14 protein-coding genes are annotated in these 13,602 nt (G+C 69.5%); 4 read left to right on the top strand and 10 right to left on the bottom strand.

The annotated features are described in order from the left end of the window. Positions 1 to 113 precede the first annotated feature (113 nt). From BWI15_RS33775 to BWI15_RS33755, 5 genes are all read right to left on the bottom strand, one after another. Positions 114 to 1,019, bottom strand: coding sequence for a carbohydrate ABC transporter permease (locus BWI15_RS33775; RefSeq protein WP_083751159.1), 906 nt, complete (start codon positions 1,017 to 1,019; stop codon positions 114 to 116). Next, on the bottom strand, positions 1,016 to 1,915 hold the full coding sequence (locus BWI15_RS33770; protein ID WP_077018553.1) for a carbohydrate ABC transporter permease: 900 nt from the start codon (positions 1,913 to 1,915) through the stop codon (positions 1,016 to 1,018). The genes BWI15_RS33775 and BWI15_RS33770 overlap by 4 nt, the downstream gene beginning before the upstream one ends. 54 nt (positions 1,916 to 1,969) lie before the next feature. Further along, the gene (locus tag BWI15_RS33765) at positions 1,970 to 3,247 is read right to left on the bottom strand and encodes an ABC transporter substrate-binding protein (RefSeq protein WP_077018552.1); all 1,278 of its coding nucleotides are present in this window, start codon (positions 3,245 to 3,247) and stop codon (positions 1,970 to 1,972) included. Positions 3,248 to 3,446: 199 nt separating this feature from the next. Further along, positions 3,447 to 4,484 (bottom strand): zinc-dependent alcohol dehydrogenase family protein, encoded by a 1,038-nt coding sequence (locus BWI15_RS33760; RefSeq protein WP_077018551.1) that lies wholly within the window; start codon positions 4,482 to 4,484, stop codon positions 3,447 to 3,449. A gap of 62 nt (positions 4,485 to 4,546) precedes the next feature. Next, positions 4,547 to 4,993: a nitroreductase/quinone reductase family protein gene (locus BWI15_RS33755; protein ID WP_077018550.1), complete on the bottom strand. Its 447-nt coding sequence runs from the start codon at positions 4,991 to 4,993 to the stop codon at positions 4,547 to 4,549. A gap of 66 nt (positions 4,994 to 5,059) precedes the next feature. Between BWI15_RS33755 and BWI15_RS33750 the strand changes: the two genes are divergently transcribed. Continuing rightward, positions 5,060 to 5,527: a MarR family winged helix-turn-helix transcriptional regulator gene (locus BWI15_RS33750; protein ID WP_077018549.1), complete on the top strand. Its 468-nt coding sequence runs from the start codon at positions 5,060 to 5,062 to the stop codon at positions 5,525 to 5,527. Between the two features lie 3 nt (positions 5,528 to 5,530). Here BWI15_RS33750 and BWI15_RS33745 read toward each other — a convergent pair whose 3' ends face one another. Genes BWI15_RS33745 through paaN form a run of 3 tightly spaced genes read right to left on the bottom strand, consistent with a single transcriptional unit; the run spans position 5,531 to position 9,134 of the window. Next, complete coding sequence (locus tag BWI15_RS33745; protein WP_077018548.1) at positions 5,531 to 6,049, bottom strand: flavin reductase family protein; 519 nt, start codon at positions 6,047 to 6,049, stop codon at positions 5,531 to 5,533. 4 nt (positions 6,050 to 6,053) lie between these two features. Then, positions 6,054 to 7,436, bottom strand: a complete 1,383-nt coding sequence (locus tag BWI15_RS33740; protein WP_077018547.1) for a serine hydrolase domain-containing protein — start codon at positions 7,434 to 7,436, stop codon at positions 6,054 to 6,056. A gap of 24 nt (positions 7,437 to 7,460) precedes the next feature. Beyond that, the gene (gene paaN / locus BWI15_RS33735; protein WP_077018546.1) at positions 7,461 to 9,134 is read right to left on the bottom strand and encodes a phenylacetic acid degradation protein PaaN; all 1,674 of its coding nucleotides are present in this window, start codon (positions 9,132 to 9,134) and stop codon (positions 7,461 to 7,463) included. Between the two features lie 79 nt (positions 9,135 to 9,213). Between paaN and paaI the strand changes: the two genes are divergently transcribed. The 3 genes from paaI (at position 9,214) to paaK (ending at position 12,266) form a co-directional block, all read left to right on the top strand. Beyond that, a complete protein-coding gene (gene paaI, locus BWI15_RS33730; RefSeq protein WP_077018545.1) occupies positions 9,214 to 9,642 on the top strand; it encodes a hydroxyphenylacetyl-CoA thioesterase PaaI in 429 nt (142 codons plus the stop codon). After that, positions 9,639 to 10,844 (top strand): 3-oxoadipyl-CoA thiolase, encoded by a 1,206-nt coding sequence (gene pcaF, locus BWI15_RS33725; RefSeq protein ID WP_077018544.1) that lies wholly within the window; start codon positions 9,639 to 9,641, stop codon positions 10,842 to 10,844. The genes paaI and pcaF overlap by 4 nt, the downstream gene beginning before the upstream one ends. 108 nt (positions 10,845 to 10,952) lie before the next feature. Next, entirely contained in the window at positions 10,953 to 12,266 is a 1,314-nt protein-coding gene (gene paaK / locus BWI15_RS33720; protein WP_077018543.1) for a phenylacetate--CoA ligase PaaK, read from the top strand. On the opposite strand, the gene BWI15_RS33715 is transcribed toward paaK, so the two are convergent. Both BWI15_RS33715 and BWI15_RS33710 read right to left on the bottom strand, forming a co-directional pair. Further along, entirely contained in the window at positions 12,263 to 12,958 is a 696-nt protein-coding gene (locus BWI15_RS33715; RefSeq protein ID WP_077018542.1) for a MerR family transcriptional regulator, read from the bottom strand. The two genes, paaK and BWI15_RS33715, sit on opposite strands and share 4 nt — an antisense overlap. Beyond that, entirely contained in the window at positions 12,958 to 13,578 is a 621-nt protein-coding gene (locus BWI15_RS33710) for a TetR/AcrR family transcriptional regulator (RefSeq protein ID WP_077018541.1), read from the bottom strand. Before BWI15_RS33710 ends, BWI15_RS33715 begins: the two co-directional genes overlap by 1 nt. Positions 13,579 to 13,602: the final 24 nt, after the last annotated feature.

The following is a 13,602-nucleotide window of genomic DNA, read 5'->3' as shown; positions in this document are numbered from 1 at the left end:
CCAGCCGCAGGGTGCTGCGCGAGTCCTGTGGACAACCTTTACGACACGCGGTCACGTAAGTACTACGGCCCGTGTCCCCAGCAGGACGGGCACGGGCCGGAGCAGGACGACTGTCAGCCCTTCAACGCACCCGCCATCAGGCCGCCGATGAACCAGCGCCCGAGCACGATGTAGACGAGCAGGGTCGGGAACGAGGTGATCAACGCACCGGCCATCGAGGCCGCGTAGTCGACCTTCTGCCCACCGGCCAGCGCCGCCAGCCCGAGGGTGACCGGCCCGTTGTTCTGCTGGGTCAGGAACAGCGCGAACAGGAAGTCGTTCCAGACCGAGGTGAACTGCCAGATCAGCGTCACCACGAAGCCGGAGATCGAGATCGGCAGGATGATCCGCGCGTAGGTCTGGACCAGTCCGGCGCCGTCGACCCGCGCGGACTCGATGATCTCGTGCGGTACGACGGTCGCATAGTAGTTGCGGAAGATCAGCGTGCAGATCGGGATGCCGTAGATGACGTGGGTGATCAGCAGCGTCGGGATGCCGCGGGTGACGTCCAGGTCCTGGTAGGTCTGCCGCAGCGGCAGCATCACGGCCTGGTACGGGATGAACATGCCGAACAGGATGAACGCGAACACCAGGTTCGCCCCGGGGAAGCGCCAGCGGGCCAGCACGAATCCGTTCGCCGAGCCGATCAGCGAGGCCAGGATCGCCGCCGGTACGGCGAGCGACAGCGACCGCACCATGTACGGCTGCAGCACGTCCCACGCCTTGCGCCACGGCTCCAGCGTCCAGGTCTGCGGCAGCGACCACTGCGCGGCGGCCGTGGTGTCGCTGGAGGTCTTGAAGCTGGTGATCAGTACGACGTACACCGGCGTCAGTACGAACAACAGGAACAGCAGCAGCAGGATGTAGCGCACGGTCCGGCTCTTGCGGGTCGACCCGTCGTTGACCGCGCTGCGCCGGGGCTTGTTGGCGACGGCCGCCGCGGCCTTGCCGGTCGCTTGGCCGGCCTCGACGACGCTCATTCTTCGTTCTCCTGCCGGACGGTGTAGGCGACGTACGGAATGACCAGGACCGCGACGACGGCGAGCAGCACGATCGCGATCGCGGCCGCCTTCGCCATGTCGCTGCGCAGCAGGGTGTTCCACATGTAGACCGACGGCACTTCGGTGCGGAACTGGTTCGGCCCGGTGATCGCGTAGATCAGGTCGAACAGCTTCAGCGACATGTGGCCGAGAATGATCAGCGCGGACAGCGCGATCGGGGACAGCTGCGGGAACAGCACGTACCGGTAGAGCTTGAACTCACTGGCGCCGTCCACCCGGGCCGCTTCGCGCAGCTCCGGCGGGATGCCCCGGAACCCGGCCAGGAACAGCGCCATGATGTAGCCGGACAGCTGCCAGACCGCGGGCAGCGCGATCGAGGCCATCGTCGTCCAGCGCGACCCCCCGGTCCACCAGGGGTTCTCGAGGAAGTTCAGGTGCAGGATCGAGAACAGCCGGTTCAGGCCGCGCGCGTCGTCGCCCTGGGACGGGTTCAGCAACCAGCCCCAGACGACGCCGGAGGCGATCATCGACACCGCCATCGGGAACAGGAAGACCGAGCGGAAGATGCCTTCGCCCGGGACCCCCTTCTCCAGCAGCAGGGCCCAGATCAGGCCGAAGATCAGCGTGCCCACGATGAACGCCACCGTGAGCACGCCGAGGTTCTTCAGCGAGTTGAGGAACCGTTCCTCACCGAACAGGTTCACGTAGTTCTCGAAGCCGACGTGGTTGGTCGGCACCGGCCGGGCGTTGTGCTTGTCGGTCAGCGACGTGTTGAACGTCCAGGCGATCAGCCCGTAGACGAAGTACCCGAGCAGCAGGACGGTGGGCAGCAGTACCAGCGCCCCCGGTCCCCAGGTACGGATCCTTCCGTGCATGACTCAGGACTCCGAATCGTTGTCGGCCGGCAGAGAGGGAGAACTACGTGCGGATCAGTTCGGCTTGGCCGCGGCGACCAGTGCCTTCTGCAGCGTGGCGACGTCCATGCCGCTGCTGAACTGACCCATCGCCGACAGGATCGAGTCGTTCTGGCCGAGGGTGCAGGCCGCACCGTGGGCGCAGGACGGGACGATCTTCTTCGACTTCCAGTCGGCCATCGCGGCCTGCTGGTACTTCGGGTAGTCGGTGGCGACGGCGTCCGACCGGGCCGGGATCGAGCCCTTCTTGGTGTTGAACGCCTTCTGGCCCTCGGCCGAACCGACGACCTTCAGCCAGCACTTCGCACCCTCGGGGGTCTGCCCGTTGGTCGGCAGCGTGAACGAGTCCGCCAGGTACTGGAAGGTCTCGCCCGTGCCCGGCGCCGGCCAGTAGGTGTACGCCGAGTCCGGCACCTTGTCGGCGAGCTGCTGCGCGGCGACCCAGTCGCCCATCACCGTGTACGCCGCCTGGCCCTTGTTCACGTACTGCAGCGCGTCCGGCCAGTCGATCGCCTCGCGGTCGGCGTTGCTGAACGACAAGATCTTCTTGAACTTCTCCAGCGCGGCGGTGACGTCGGCGCCGGCCATGTCGGTCTGACCGTTCCACAGGCCGGTGAACTTGTCCGGGCCGAGCTCGGCGAGCAGCACGACCTCCATCACCATTTCCTCGGCGAAGCCCTTGGAGGTGGCCAGCGGGGCCTTGACCCCGGCCGCCTTCAGCTTGTCCATGTCGGCGATCCAGGCGTCGACCGAGGCCGGGGCCTTGGTGGCGTCGAGGTTCGCCTTCTTCAGCACCGTCGGGTTGGCCCAGACGACGTTGGCGCGGTGCACGTTGGCCGGCACCGAGTAGATCTTGCCGTCGACGGTCAGGTTGTCGATCAGGCTCTGCGGGAAGGCCTTGTCGAGCCCGAACTCCTTGTACAGGTCGCTGACGTCGTCGACCTGGCCGTTCTTGATGTAGTCACCCAACTCGGCGCCGGCGTGCGCCTGGAAGGTCGACGGCGGCTTGCCCGCGGCCAGGTCGTTCGCCAGCACCTGCTTGGCGTTCGAGCCGGCACCACCGGCGACCGCGGAGTTCACGAACTTGAAGTCCTTGCACTCCGTGGCGAACGTCGAGACCAGCCCGTCCAGGCCGGCCTTCTCGCCGCCGTCGGCCCACCAGGTGAAGACGGTGACGTCCTTGCTCGCCGACGCGTCCCCACTGCCTCCGTCGTCGCTGTTCCCGCAGGCACTGACCGCGAGAAGACCCGCGGCACCCAGCACCGCGACGGTCTTGCTCCAACCACCACGCATGATTTCACTCTCCGATCAGCTCATCGAGCTGTGACAACGAATGCCCCCTTGACCGCCCAACTGTGGTCACGGGGTTGGTCAGGTGTCAACGTTCCGCGCAGGCGCGTTGCGCAGACGTGATGCCGTGTGCGCATCTGGTATGAGAGCGCACACATCGTGCTCGTGCAAGCCGGTTCGGCCAGGCGTGGCGGCGGCCGGGTCAGCGCTGCGGCAGCAGCAGGGTCTTGATCGCGCGGCGCTCGTGCATGGAACGGTAGCCCTCGGCCACCTCGGACAACGGAAGCGTCTGGTCGAACACCAGTCCGGGGTTGATCTCGCCCGCCAGGACGTCGGCCATGAGCTCCGGCAGGTATGCCCGCGCCGGCGCCACACCTCCGGCCAAACCGACGTTCTTGCTGAACATCCGGCGGATCGGCACCTCGACCCCGTGCGGTACGCCGACGAACCCGACGGTCGCCCCGGCCCGCGCGATGTCGAACGCGGTCTGGAACGACTGGTCCGTGCCGACGCACTCCAGAACCGCGTCGGCGCCGACGCCGTTGGTCAGTTCCAGGACGGCGTCCCGGGCGCCGTCACCCCGTTCGGCAATGATGTGCGTCGCACCGAACTTCTTGGCAACTTCTTGCCGCGTCTGATGGCGCGACAGGGCAACGACCCGCTCGGCGCCCATCCGCACCGCTGCCAGTACGCCGCACAGCCCGACCGCGCCGTCGCCCACCACCACGACGGTGTCGCCGGGCTTCACGCGCGCCGAACGAGCCGCGTGCCAGCCGGTGCCCATCACGTCGGACAGCGTGAGCAGCGACGGCACCAACGCGTCGTCCGGGACCTCGGGCGTCGCGACCAGCGTGCCGTCGGCGTACGGGACCTTGGCGTACTCGCCCTGACCGCCGTCGGCCTTGTCGCTGCCGATGCCGACCAGGTTCTGGCAGACCGACTGGTACCCGGCCAGGCAGTTCGGGCAGGTGCCGTCGCTGGCCACGAACGGCGTGACGACGAAGTCGCCCGGCTTCACGGTCCGGACCTCGGCGCCGACCTCCTGGACGATGCCGACGTACTCGTGCCCGATCCGGCTGCCCGGCTTGATCTTGTTCTCGCCCCGGTACGGCCACAGGTCGGACCCGCAGATGCAGCCGGCGACGATCTTGACCACCGCGTCGGTCGGGGCGGTGATCACCGGGTCCGGGACCTCGCTGAGCCGGACGTCGAACGGGGCGTGGATCGTGGTGGCTCGCATGCTCGCAGCATAGGTCCGGACATTCGGCCGGCCCGGGTGGGGTCGCGACGGGACGGCGAAAATCAGGCGGGGCCGACCCGGAAGACGGCGCAACCGGGCGCCGCGGCGGCGAACTCGTCCGGCGACGCGCTGGTGACGGCACCGACCTTGACGAAAAACGGGACCCCGTTCGGCACCTGATCCGGGAACGCCCTGAGGGCCGCCTCCTTCTCCGCCGGGTCGGTGACGGTCTCGAGGGTCACCCGACGGCTGACCCGGCCGCGCCGGAGCATGCCCCAGCCGGCTGCGCCGGCGTTGCGAACCCAGTCGGACTTCGGGACCGGGCTCACGACGTACTGGTGAGCTCCGGCGGTGAACGGGGAGACCGGCGTGGTGCGCAACTCGCCGGTCGACCGGCCGGGCACGGACAGCAGCTGGATCGTGCCGAGCGGCAGGCCCAGCCGGTGCAGGAACTTCACCACCCGGTTGGCGAACGGAAGCCAGCCGGGCAACGCGGTGGTGGACGCCATCGAACCCTCCCTGAGGTCAATTGTTTCGATCGTCGAAACAACTGAACCGATGCTAAAGTATTTCGAGTGTCGAAACAAACCCGGGCCGAGCTGATCGAGGCGATCACCACCGCGGTGGTGGTGTTCCAGGAGGCGACCGACCAGGTCGATGCGACGGCGGCGATCGAGCTGGGTGTGAACAGGACCGACCTGGCGTGCATCGGTCTGCTGCTGCGGCTCGGTGAGCTGACCGCGGGCGAGCTCGCCGAGCGGACCCAACTCAGTCCTGGCGCGACCACCGCGGCGATCGAACGGCTGGAGGGCGCCGGGTACGCCGTGCGGACGCGCGACGAGGCGGACCGGCGGCGGGTGCTGGTGCGGCCGACACCGCTGGCCGAGTCACGGGTCGAGCAGGTGTACGGGCCGATTCGCCCAGCAGGGCAGGCGATTCTGGAGCGCTACACGCGCGCGGAGTTGGAGGTCATTCACGATTTCCTGGTGCGTGGCACGAAGTTCCAGGAGTCGGAGGCCGCGCGGATCCGGGCGCGGGGCTAGGCGTCAGAGGACGGTGTAGCGGCCTCGCCGGTGGACGAGCGGCGGTACGTCGTCCGGGAGCAGCTCGACGTGCTCGATCGCGAGCTGGACCTGCACCGACCAGCCGGCCTCGGGCGGGTCCTCGGTGAGCAGCCGGCAGCCCGCCCAGGTGCTCACGCCCACCGGCGCGGGACCCCAGTTGGTGTCGGTCCACTCGATCATCCGGAACGGACCGCCGGGCGCGGGAGCCACGTAGCCGAAGGCGTCCGCGAGCTGCTGGTGCGGTCCACCGAGCAGCGCGACCACGGCGGTCTTTGCCTTGCGCAACGTTTCCCACAGGTCGGAGTCGGGGTCGAGCAGCCCGACCACGACCCCCGGGTCGCCGTCGCCGACGACCATCGACGAGACCGTCAGCCCGGCCCGCTTACCGGCGTACTCGCTGGTCCAGAGCCCGACCGGCGAAGCCAGCCGCCCACGAAAGCGCCGGACCGGACTCCGGTCACTCTCGGCAGGCAGAAACGGATGGTCCCCGTGGATGGTCATGCCACTACCGTACGGTGACCTGATCGGGCAAAGAGAAGTGCTCGATGGGGTGACTGATCAGGCCGTTGGCCACGCGAACCGACTCGATCTGGCCGTCGGCGCCGAAGGTGAACCGGTACTGCTCGCCGTAGCCGCCGTAGCCGGAGCCGTTGGTCACCCGAAGCGCCGTGTCGCCGTCCGGCTCGAGCGTGATCGCCTCGGCCGTCGGATCGCCCCCGGTCGGGTCGAGCACGTAGAGCCGGCCGCCGAGCAGAGCGATGTCGTACACACCCCACAGGTTCGCGAACCGGCCGGTGAAGCGGGACAGCTCACCCTCCCCGCGGTCCTTGGACTCGGCGAGGTCGATCAGCTTGAGCACGCCCTCGGCCAGCTCGGTTGCCGGCCCGTCGATGGCGTTGGTCAGCACCGACACCGCAACGCGCCGGCCGGGGTCGACCATCGACCGGGTGATGTGCCCGGGATAACCGCCGCCGTGCCCGAACACGTCCCGCTTGGCGACCTCGTTCACCATCAGGCCCAGCCCGTACCGCGGCCCGTCCTCCTCCGCGGTCTTCCAGAGCGGGTGCTGCATCTGGCGCTTCGAGCCGTCGGTCAGCAGCCGCTCGTCCCCCGGCAGGTGCGCCGACCAGTACGTGACCAGGTCGTGCGCCGTGCCGTAGAAACCGGTCGCGGACGCCAGCGCCCGGGTGTCGACGTGCTCGATCGGCACCCGGCGGTCGGCATACGCGTAGGCGCTGTAGCCCACGGCGTACTGGGTGCTCCGGCTCGGATCGAGCTCCGGACCGAGGTCGCCGAGGCCGAGCTTCGCGACGATCGCCGTCTGGACGTGCTCGTTGTACGGCGTACCGGTGACCGCCTCGATCACGAGGCCGAGCAGCCCGTAGCCGATGTTGGAGTACTTGAACCGGTCGTTGTCCTCGATCACCGCCGAGGTGTCCGCGCGCAGGACGTCGAGCAGGTGCTCACGGTCCGGGAACGGCGCCGCGAGCTGCCAGAAGTCGGCCTCCAGGCTGTCCCGGGTGACCCCGGCGGCATGGCTGAGCAGGTCGCGCAGGGTGCGGTCCCCCAGCGGCGTACCGACGATCTCGGTGACGTGCGCCGACGCCTTGTCGTCCAGCCGCAGCTTGCCCTGCTCGACCAGCTGCAGCACGGCCGTCGCGGTGAACGTCTTCGAGTGCGACGCGATCCGGAACAGGTGCTCCGTGCTCAGCGCGACCCCCGACTCGACGTCCGCCAGCCCGTACGCCGTGGACAGCGCGACCCGGTCCCCGGCGTACACGGCGGCCTGGATCCCGGGGATCCGCCGGTAGCGCTGGTTGAAGGCCAGCCAGCTGTCGTAGTACGCGAGGACTTCGCTCAGGGTCTGGTCGTCCACAGATTTGGGCATGCCCACCAGACTAAGCGCGCCGGATCAGGCGTGCCGCCTGGATTGAACGACGCGGAAGCGGCTCGCCACGTAGGCCCCATCGGTGTACGTCGCGTTGGCGGCCGGATTGGCCCCGGTGCCGTGGAAGTCGCTGAACGCCGCCGACTGGTTCACGAAGACCTGGCCGGTCAGGTTCTCCGACAGCGCGACGCCGACGTCCAGCGCGGTGTCGCGGGCCAGCTCGAGCACGCCCTCGTCGGTGGAGTAGACGCCGGCCGTCATCGCGCCGCCCTCGGCGACCGTGCGTCGGAACAGCTCGATCGACTGCTTGGTGTCCCCGGTCCGGACCAGGAACGAGACCGGGCCGAAGCACTCCCGGCCGTAGACGCCCTCGTCCTCGGCGTCGATCGCGACCAGCAGCGGCGTGCGGATCACGGCGTCCTCGTACTGCGGGTGCTTGATCGCGCGGGACTCCAGCACCACGTCGCCGTACTCGGTGGCCAGCTCGAGGCGGTTGATCACCGCCGGGTTCACGATGCCGCCGAGGATCTCGACCGCGCGGGCGTCGTCGCCGAGCAGCTTGCCGATCGCGGCGGCGATACCGGCGCCGACCTCGTCGAACGACTTGTGCCCCTCGTCGGTCTCGATGCCGCCGGCCGGGACGAACAGGTTCTGCGTGGTGGTGCACATCTGGCCGGAGTACAGCGACAGTGTGAAGGCGAGGTTGCCGCACAGCGCCTTGAACGAGTCGGTCGAGTCGACGATCACCGCGTTGACGCCGGCCTTCTCGGTGAACACGGTCGCCTGGGTGGCGTTCTGCTCCAGCCACTCGCCGAACTCGCTGCCGCCGGTGAAGTCGATCAGCTTCACCTCGGGCCGCAGCGCGAGCGGCTTGGCCAGGCCGTCCTCCGGACGCTCGGCGGCCAGGGTGACCAGGTTCGGGTCGAGACCGGCCTCGGTGAGCACCTCACGGCAGACCTCGACGGTGATCGCCAGCGGCAGGACGGCCAGCGGGTGCGGCTTGACCACGACGGCGTTGCCGGTGACGAGCGAGGCGAACAGGCCGGGCCAGGAGTTCCAGGTCGGGAAGGTGTTGCAGCCGATCACCAGCGCGACCCCGCGGCCGGTGACCGTGAAGTTCTTGGTCATCCGGATCGGGTCACCCTTGGCCGGCTTCTCCCAGACCGCCTCGGCCGGGTAGCGGCTCATCTCCTCGTACGCGTAGGCGACCGCCTCCAGCGCGCGGTCCAGCGCGTGCGCGCCGCCGGCCTGGAACGCCATCACGAACGCCTGGCCGCTGGTGTGCTGCACGGCGTTGGCCAGCTCGAAGACGCGCTTGTGCAGGCGGTCGAGGATCTCCAGCGTGACACCGGTCCGGCCGTCGATCCCGGCCTTGCGCCAGTCGGCCAGGCCCTGCTGAGCGGCGGCGAGCAGCTCGTCCAGGCCGTTCTCGGTGGTGCGCGGGTACTCGACGTTCAGCTCGAGACCGAACGGCGACTGCTCGGTGACGACCGACCCGTTGGCGCCCGGGGTCTGCAGCGCGTACTGCTTGCCGAGGTGCTGCTCGAAGGCGGCCTTGCCGTCGGCGGCCGCGTTCTCGCCGTACACCCGCGGGCTCGGCGACTCGGGGAAGGCGGAGAAGTAACCACGGCTGCGGATCGCCGCCAGCGCCCCGTCGAGGCGGTCGCGGTGAGTGGCGAGCCAGTCGGTCGATGTCATGGGGTGCGCTCCAAGCTGAGGTGGTCGACGGACCTGATGTTACAGTCGCTGGACAGATCGCGGATAGGGTGTAACAACCATGGGTGATGATCTGGCTGCCCGCGTGGCGGCCGCGATGTGGGCCGGCGACGCCGCCAGCGCCGGGCTCGGGATGCGCCTGCTCGCCGTCGGCACCGGCACCGCCCGGCTGGAGATGACCGTGCGCGACGACATGGTCAACGGCCACGGTATCGCCCACGGCGGCTTCGTCTTCACCCTCGCCGACTCCGCGTTCGCCTTCGCCTGCAACTCGCGCAACCAGGTCACGGTCGCGCAGGCGTGCGACATCGTTTTCGTCGCGGCGGCCCGGCGCGGCGACGTCCTGGTCGCCGAAGCTCGCGAACGGACGGTCTTCGGCCGGAACGCGATCTACGACGTCACCGTCTGTCGCGGCGACGAGGTGGTCGCGGAGTTCCGCGGCCGCAGCCGCCAACTTCCCGGCACCGTCATCCAGGAGGAGGACTCATGAATCGCGTCGCCTATCTCGTCGACGGCGTTCGCACCCCGATCGGCCGGTACGGCGGCGCGCTCGCGGCGGTCCGGCCGGACGATCTCGCGGCTCACGTTCTGCGGTCCTTGCTGGCCCGGCACCCCTCGCTCGACCCGGCGGCGATCGACGACGTGCTGCTCGGCTGCGCGAACCAGGCCGGCGAGGACAACCGGAACATCGCCCGGATGGCCACCCTGCTGGCCGGGCTGCCGGACAGCGTGCCGGGGTCGACGATCAACCGGCTCTGCGGCTCCGGCCTGGACGCGGTCGCCTCGGCGGCCCGGTCGATCATTGCCGGGGACAACGACGTGGTGATCGCCGGTGGCGTCGAGTCGATGTCCCGGGCCCCGTTTGTGATGCCTAAGGCAACAAGTGCGTTCTCCCGGTCGGCGGAGATCTTCGACACCACGATCGGCTGGCGGTTCGTCAATCCGGTCCTGAAGGCGCAGTACGGGATCGACTCGATGCCGGAGACCGCGGAGAACGTCGCGGCCGACTTCGGCATCGGCCGTGAGGACCAGGACCTGTTCGCGCTGCGCAGCCAGCAGCGCGCGGCCAAGGCGATCGCGAACGGCCGCCTGGCCGAGGAAATCGTCGCCGTCGAGGTGCCGGGCAAGCGCGGCGCGGTCACCGTGGTCGACACCGACGAGCACCCGCGGGAGACCTCGCTGGAGGCGCTCGCCGGGCTGAAGACGCCGTTCCGCGACCCGGGCACGGTCACCGCCGGCAACGCCTCGGGCGTGAACGACGGCGCCGCCGCGCTGCTGGTGATGAGCGGCGAGGCGGTCGAGCAGCTCAGCGTCACCCCGCTGGCCCGGATCGTCGGCACCGCGGCGGCCGGCGTACCGCCGCGGATCATGGGCATCGGGCCCGCGCCCGCGACCCGCAAGGTGCTCGACCGGACCGGCGTCGCGCTCGCCGACGTCGACGTGATCGAGCTCAACGAGGCCTTTGCCTCGCAGTCCCTGGCGGTGCTGCGGGAGCTCGGCCTGCCTGACGACGCCGAACACGTCAACCCGAACGGCGGCGCCATCGCCCTGGGTCACCCCCTGGGCATGTCCGGCGCCCGCCTCGCCCTCACCGCCGCCCTCGAGCTTCGCCACCGCGACGCCGGGTACGCGCTGACCACCATGTGCATCGGCGTCGGCCAGGGCATCGCCACCCTGCTGGCGCGCCCCTGACCGCGCATTTGACGGGTTGACCCCTCAAATGGCCCGTTGGCCTACCGGATTATCGTGGGTCAACGGGCGATTTGGTGGGTGAACCCACGAAATTTCGGAGGTCCTGCGATGACCGAGCGATTCCTCGGTGAACCGTGCCCGCCCGACCTGCAGGACGCCGGGGAGCGGCTGTCCGTCGACGAGCTCCGGGCGCGGCAGCTCGCGCAGCTGCAGACCACCGTGCGCGCGGCGTACGAGAACGTGCCGCACTACAAGGCCGCGCTGGACCAGGTCGGGTTCGCACCGGGCGATCTGCGGGAGCTGTCGGACCTGAGCCGGTTGCCGTTCACCGGGAAGCAGGACCTGCGGGACAACTACCCGTTCGGGATGTTCGCGGTGCCGCGCTCGGAGGTCGTGCGGGTGCACGCCTCGTCCGGTACGACGGGACGCCCGACCGTCGTCGGCTACACGCGCGGCGACATCGACCGGTGGGCCGACCTGATCGCGCGGTCGATCCGCGCTGCCGGTGGTCGCGCGGGTGACGTCTGCCATGTCGCGTACGGGTACGGGCTGTTCACGGGCGGGCTCGGCGCGCACTACGGTGCCGAGAGGCTCGGCTGCACGGTCGTCCCGGTCTCGGGTGGGATGACCGAGCGGCAGGTCGACCTGATCCGCGACTTCGGCGCGGAGATCGTGATGGTCACCCCGTCGTACTTCCTGGCGATCCTCGACGAGATGGATGCCCGCGGCATCGATCCCCGGGACACGGCGCTGCGGATCGGGATCTTCGGCGCGGAACCGTGGACCGAGCAGATGCGGACCGAGGTCGAGTTGCGCACCGGGATGCACGCGGTCGACATCTACGGCCTGTCGGAGGTGATGGGCCCGGGCGTCGCACAGGAGTGCATCGAGACCAAGGACGGGCTGCACATCTGGGAGGACCACTTCTACCCCGAGATCATCGATCCCGTCACCGGCGAGGTGCTGCCGGACGGTTCAGAAGGTGAGCTCGTCTTCACCACCCTCACCAAGGAGGCCTTCCCCGTTCTCCGGTACCGGACTCGCGACCTGACCCGCCTGCTGCCCGGCACCGCCCGGCCCGGCATGCGCCGGATGGAGAAGATCACCGGCCGCACCGACGACATGATGATCGTCCGCGGCGTGAACGTCTTCCCGACCCAGATCGAGGAACAGATCCTGCAGGTCGAGGGCCTCACGCCGCACTACCTGTGCGTGCTCACCCGCCCGAACCGCCTCGACGAACTCACCGTCCAGGTCGAGGCCGCCCCGGGCCTGGCCGACCACAACCCCGCCGCGCGTGAACTGTCCCACCGCATCAAGACCCACATCGGCGTCACCGCCACCGTCGAGGTCGTCGCTCCGCACGCCCTGGAACGCTCACTGGGCAAGGCGAAACGCATCAACGACCGGCGGAACCTCTAGAGCAGCACGTCGTCGGTGGACTTGCGGCGCCGGTGGACGGTCGGGGGTCTGATGTGCGGGCGGACCAAGGCTTCGATCTCGGTCGCCTCGAGGCCGTTCCTGCCGGCGATCGTGCGGTACGGCGTACCGGCGCGGGCCTGGTCGACGACATCCTCGACACGAATCTCGCGGCCGTCGGGGGTTTCGACGATGGGACGGCCCTCGGCGCGAAGCGGGTCGATCTGGACGGCGACGTCGGTGTAGGCGACCAGGCGGAGGCTGCTCGGGTAACCGTCGGGGGCCCAGGTGACGGCTTCCGAGCCGCGGCGTACGAGGCCGGGCAGGCCGCCTTGGCTGTCGCGGATCCGCTCCCAGGCGGGGTCCTGGCCGTCGGCGGCGAGCTCGATCAGTAGGTCGCGGCCGTCGTGGGCGAGGCCCTGCCAGGCCAGGGGGTGATGGCGGTCGAGCTTGGACCGCAGGGTGACGGCGGCGTCCTCGATCGCCTGCAGGGGAAGGCCTGCTTGGCGCAGCTCGCGAAGCATGTGGGTCTCCACCAGGCCGGCGAACGTGATGGTCACCTCGCCGCGGGCCGGGGCGGTCGGCGCCTCCAGGGCGCCGGAGCGGAGCCAGGCGCCGAGGGTGGTCAGGGGGAGGCCGAGGTGGAGGGCGACTTCGGCGCGAGTGTAGGTAGGGACGTCGAAGCGGGGGTCCATCAGGCGTCGAGCAGCTTGGGCAGCGTCTGGTGGGCGGCGGCGGCCAGGTCTTCGGTGGCTCCGGGGACGCCGGACAGGTGGCGCAGGAGGGCCTGGGTGAACAACCCGTCGAGCAGCCCGTACGCCGTACCAGGGGTGACCGCGAGCGGCCGTCCGGCCAGGTCGGCGTAGGTGGTGACGACACGCCAGATCATCTGTTCCAGCGTCTGGTCGATCTCCAGGACGTCCTTGCGGAACGACTCCTCGAACAGGGCCTGGTTGCGCAAGTCGTACCAGAGGCGGTGCATCGAGGCGTCCTCGCGGCAGGTGGTCGCCAGCGCCTCGGCGAAGTCCTTGCGCAGGCCTTCGGCGGTCTTCGCGGTGACGACGATCTGGTCGTACCGGGTGACGCACTCGGCCTTGTACTGCTTGACGCAGGCGGTGATCAGCTCGACCTTGTCGCGGAAGTAGTAGTGCAGCACGCCGTGCGAGAACTCGGAGTTCTGGGCGATCTCGCGCAGGCTGGTCCGGGCGTAGCCGAGCTCGGACAGCGTGCGCAGCGCCGAGGTGGCCAGTTGTGCGCGGCGCTCCGCGAACTTGTCCACCTGCCGGCGCGAGATCCGGTCCGTCACCTCGGTCATCGGCGAGCCTCCTGAACACGATCG

Source organism: Kribbella sp. ALI-6-A (genome assembly GCF_001984195.1).
In the GTDB taxonomy this organism is placed as follows: Bacteria; Actinomycetota; Actinomycetes; order Propionibacteriales; family Kribbellaceae; genus Kribbella.
Note: the sequence above shows the minus strand (reverse complement) of the source record. Positions and strands in the feature narration are given on the sequence as shown.

Excerpts from the sequence above, each read along its gene's own strand:
- paaI (WP_077018545.1), top strand. The coding sequence starts at position 9,214 with ATGGGTGATGATCTGGCTGCCCGCGTGGCGGCCGCGATGTGGGCCGGC.
- BWI15_RS33740 (WP_077018547.1), bottom strand. The coding sequence starts at position 7,436 with ATGCCCAAATCTGTGGACGACCAGACCCTGAGCGAAGTCCTCGCGTAC.
- paaN (WP_077018546.1), bottom strand. The coding sequence starts at position 9,134 with ATGACATCGACCGACTGGCTCGCCACTCACCGCGACCGCCTCGACGGG.
- paaK (WP_077018543.1), top strand. The coding sequence starts at position 10,953 with ATGACCGAGCGATTCCTCGGTGAACCGTGCCCGCCCGACCTGCAGGAC.
- BWI15_RS33760 (WP_077018551.1), bottom strand. The coding sequence starts at position 4,484 with ATGCGAGCCACCACGATCCACGCCCCGTTCGACGTCCGGCTCAGCGAG.
- BWI15_RS33770 (WP_077018553.1), bottom strand. The coding sequence starts at position 1,915 with ATGCACGGAAGGATCCGTACCTGGGGACCGGGGGCGCTGGTACTGCTG.
- BWI15_RS33710 (WP_077018541.1), bottom strand. The coding sequence starts at position 13,578 with ATGACCGAGGTGACGGACCGGATCTCGCGCCGGCAGGTGGACAAGTTC.
- BWI15_RS33775 (WP_083751159.1), bottom strand. The coding sequence starts at position 1,019 with ATGAGCGTCGTCGAGGCCGGCCAAGCGACCGGCAAGGCCGCGGCGGCC.
- BWI15_RS33715 (WP_077018542.1), bottom strand. The coding sequence starts at position 12,958 with ATGGACCCCCGCTTCGACGTCCCTACCTACACTCGCGCCGAAGTCGCC.
- pcaF (WP_077018544.1), top strand. The coding sequence starts at position 9,639 with ATGAATCGCGTCGCCTATCTCGTCGACGGCGTTCGCACCCCGATCGGC.
- BWI15_RS33745 (WP_077018548.1), bottom strand. The coding sequence starts at position 6,049 with ATGACCATCCACGGGGACCATCCGTTTCTGCCTGCCGAGAGTGACCGG.
- BWI15_RS33765 (WP_077018552.1), bottom strand. The coding sequence starts at position 3,247 with ATGCGTGGTGGTTGGAGCAAGACCGTCGCGGTGCTGGGTGCCGCGGGT.
- BWI15_RS33755 (WP_077018550.1), bottom strand. The coding sequence starts at position 4,993 with ATGGCGTCCACCACCGCGTTGCCCGGCTGGCTTCCGTTCGCCAACCGG.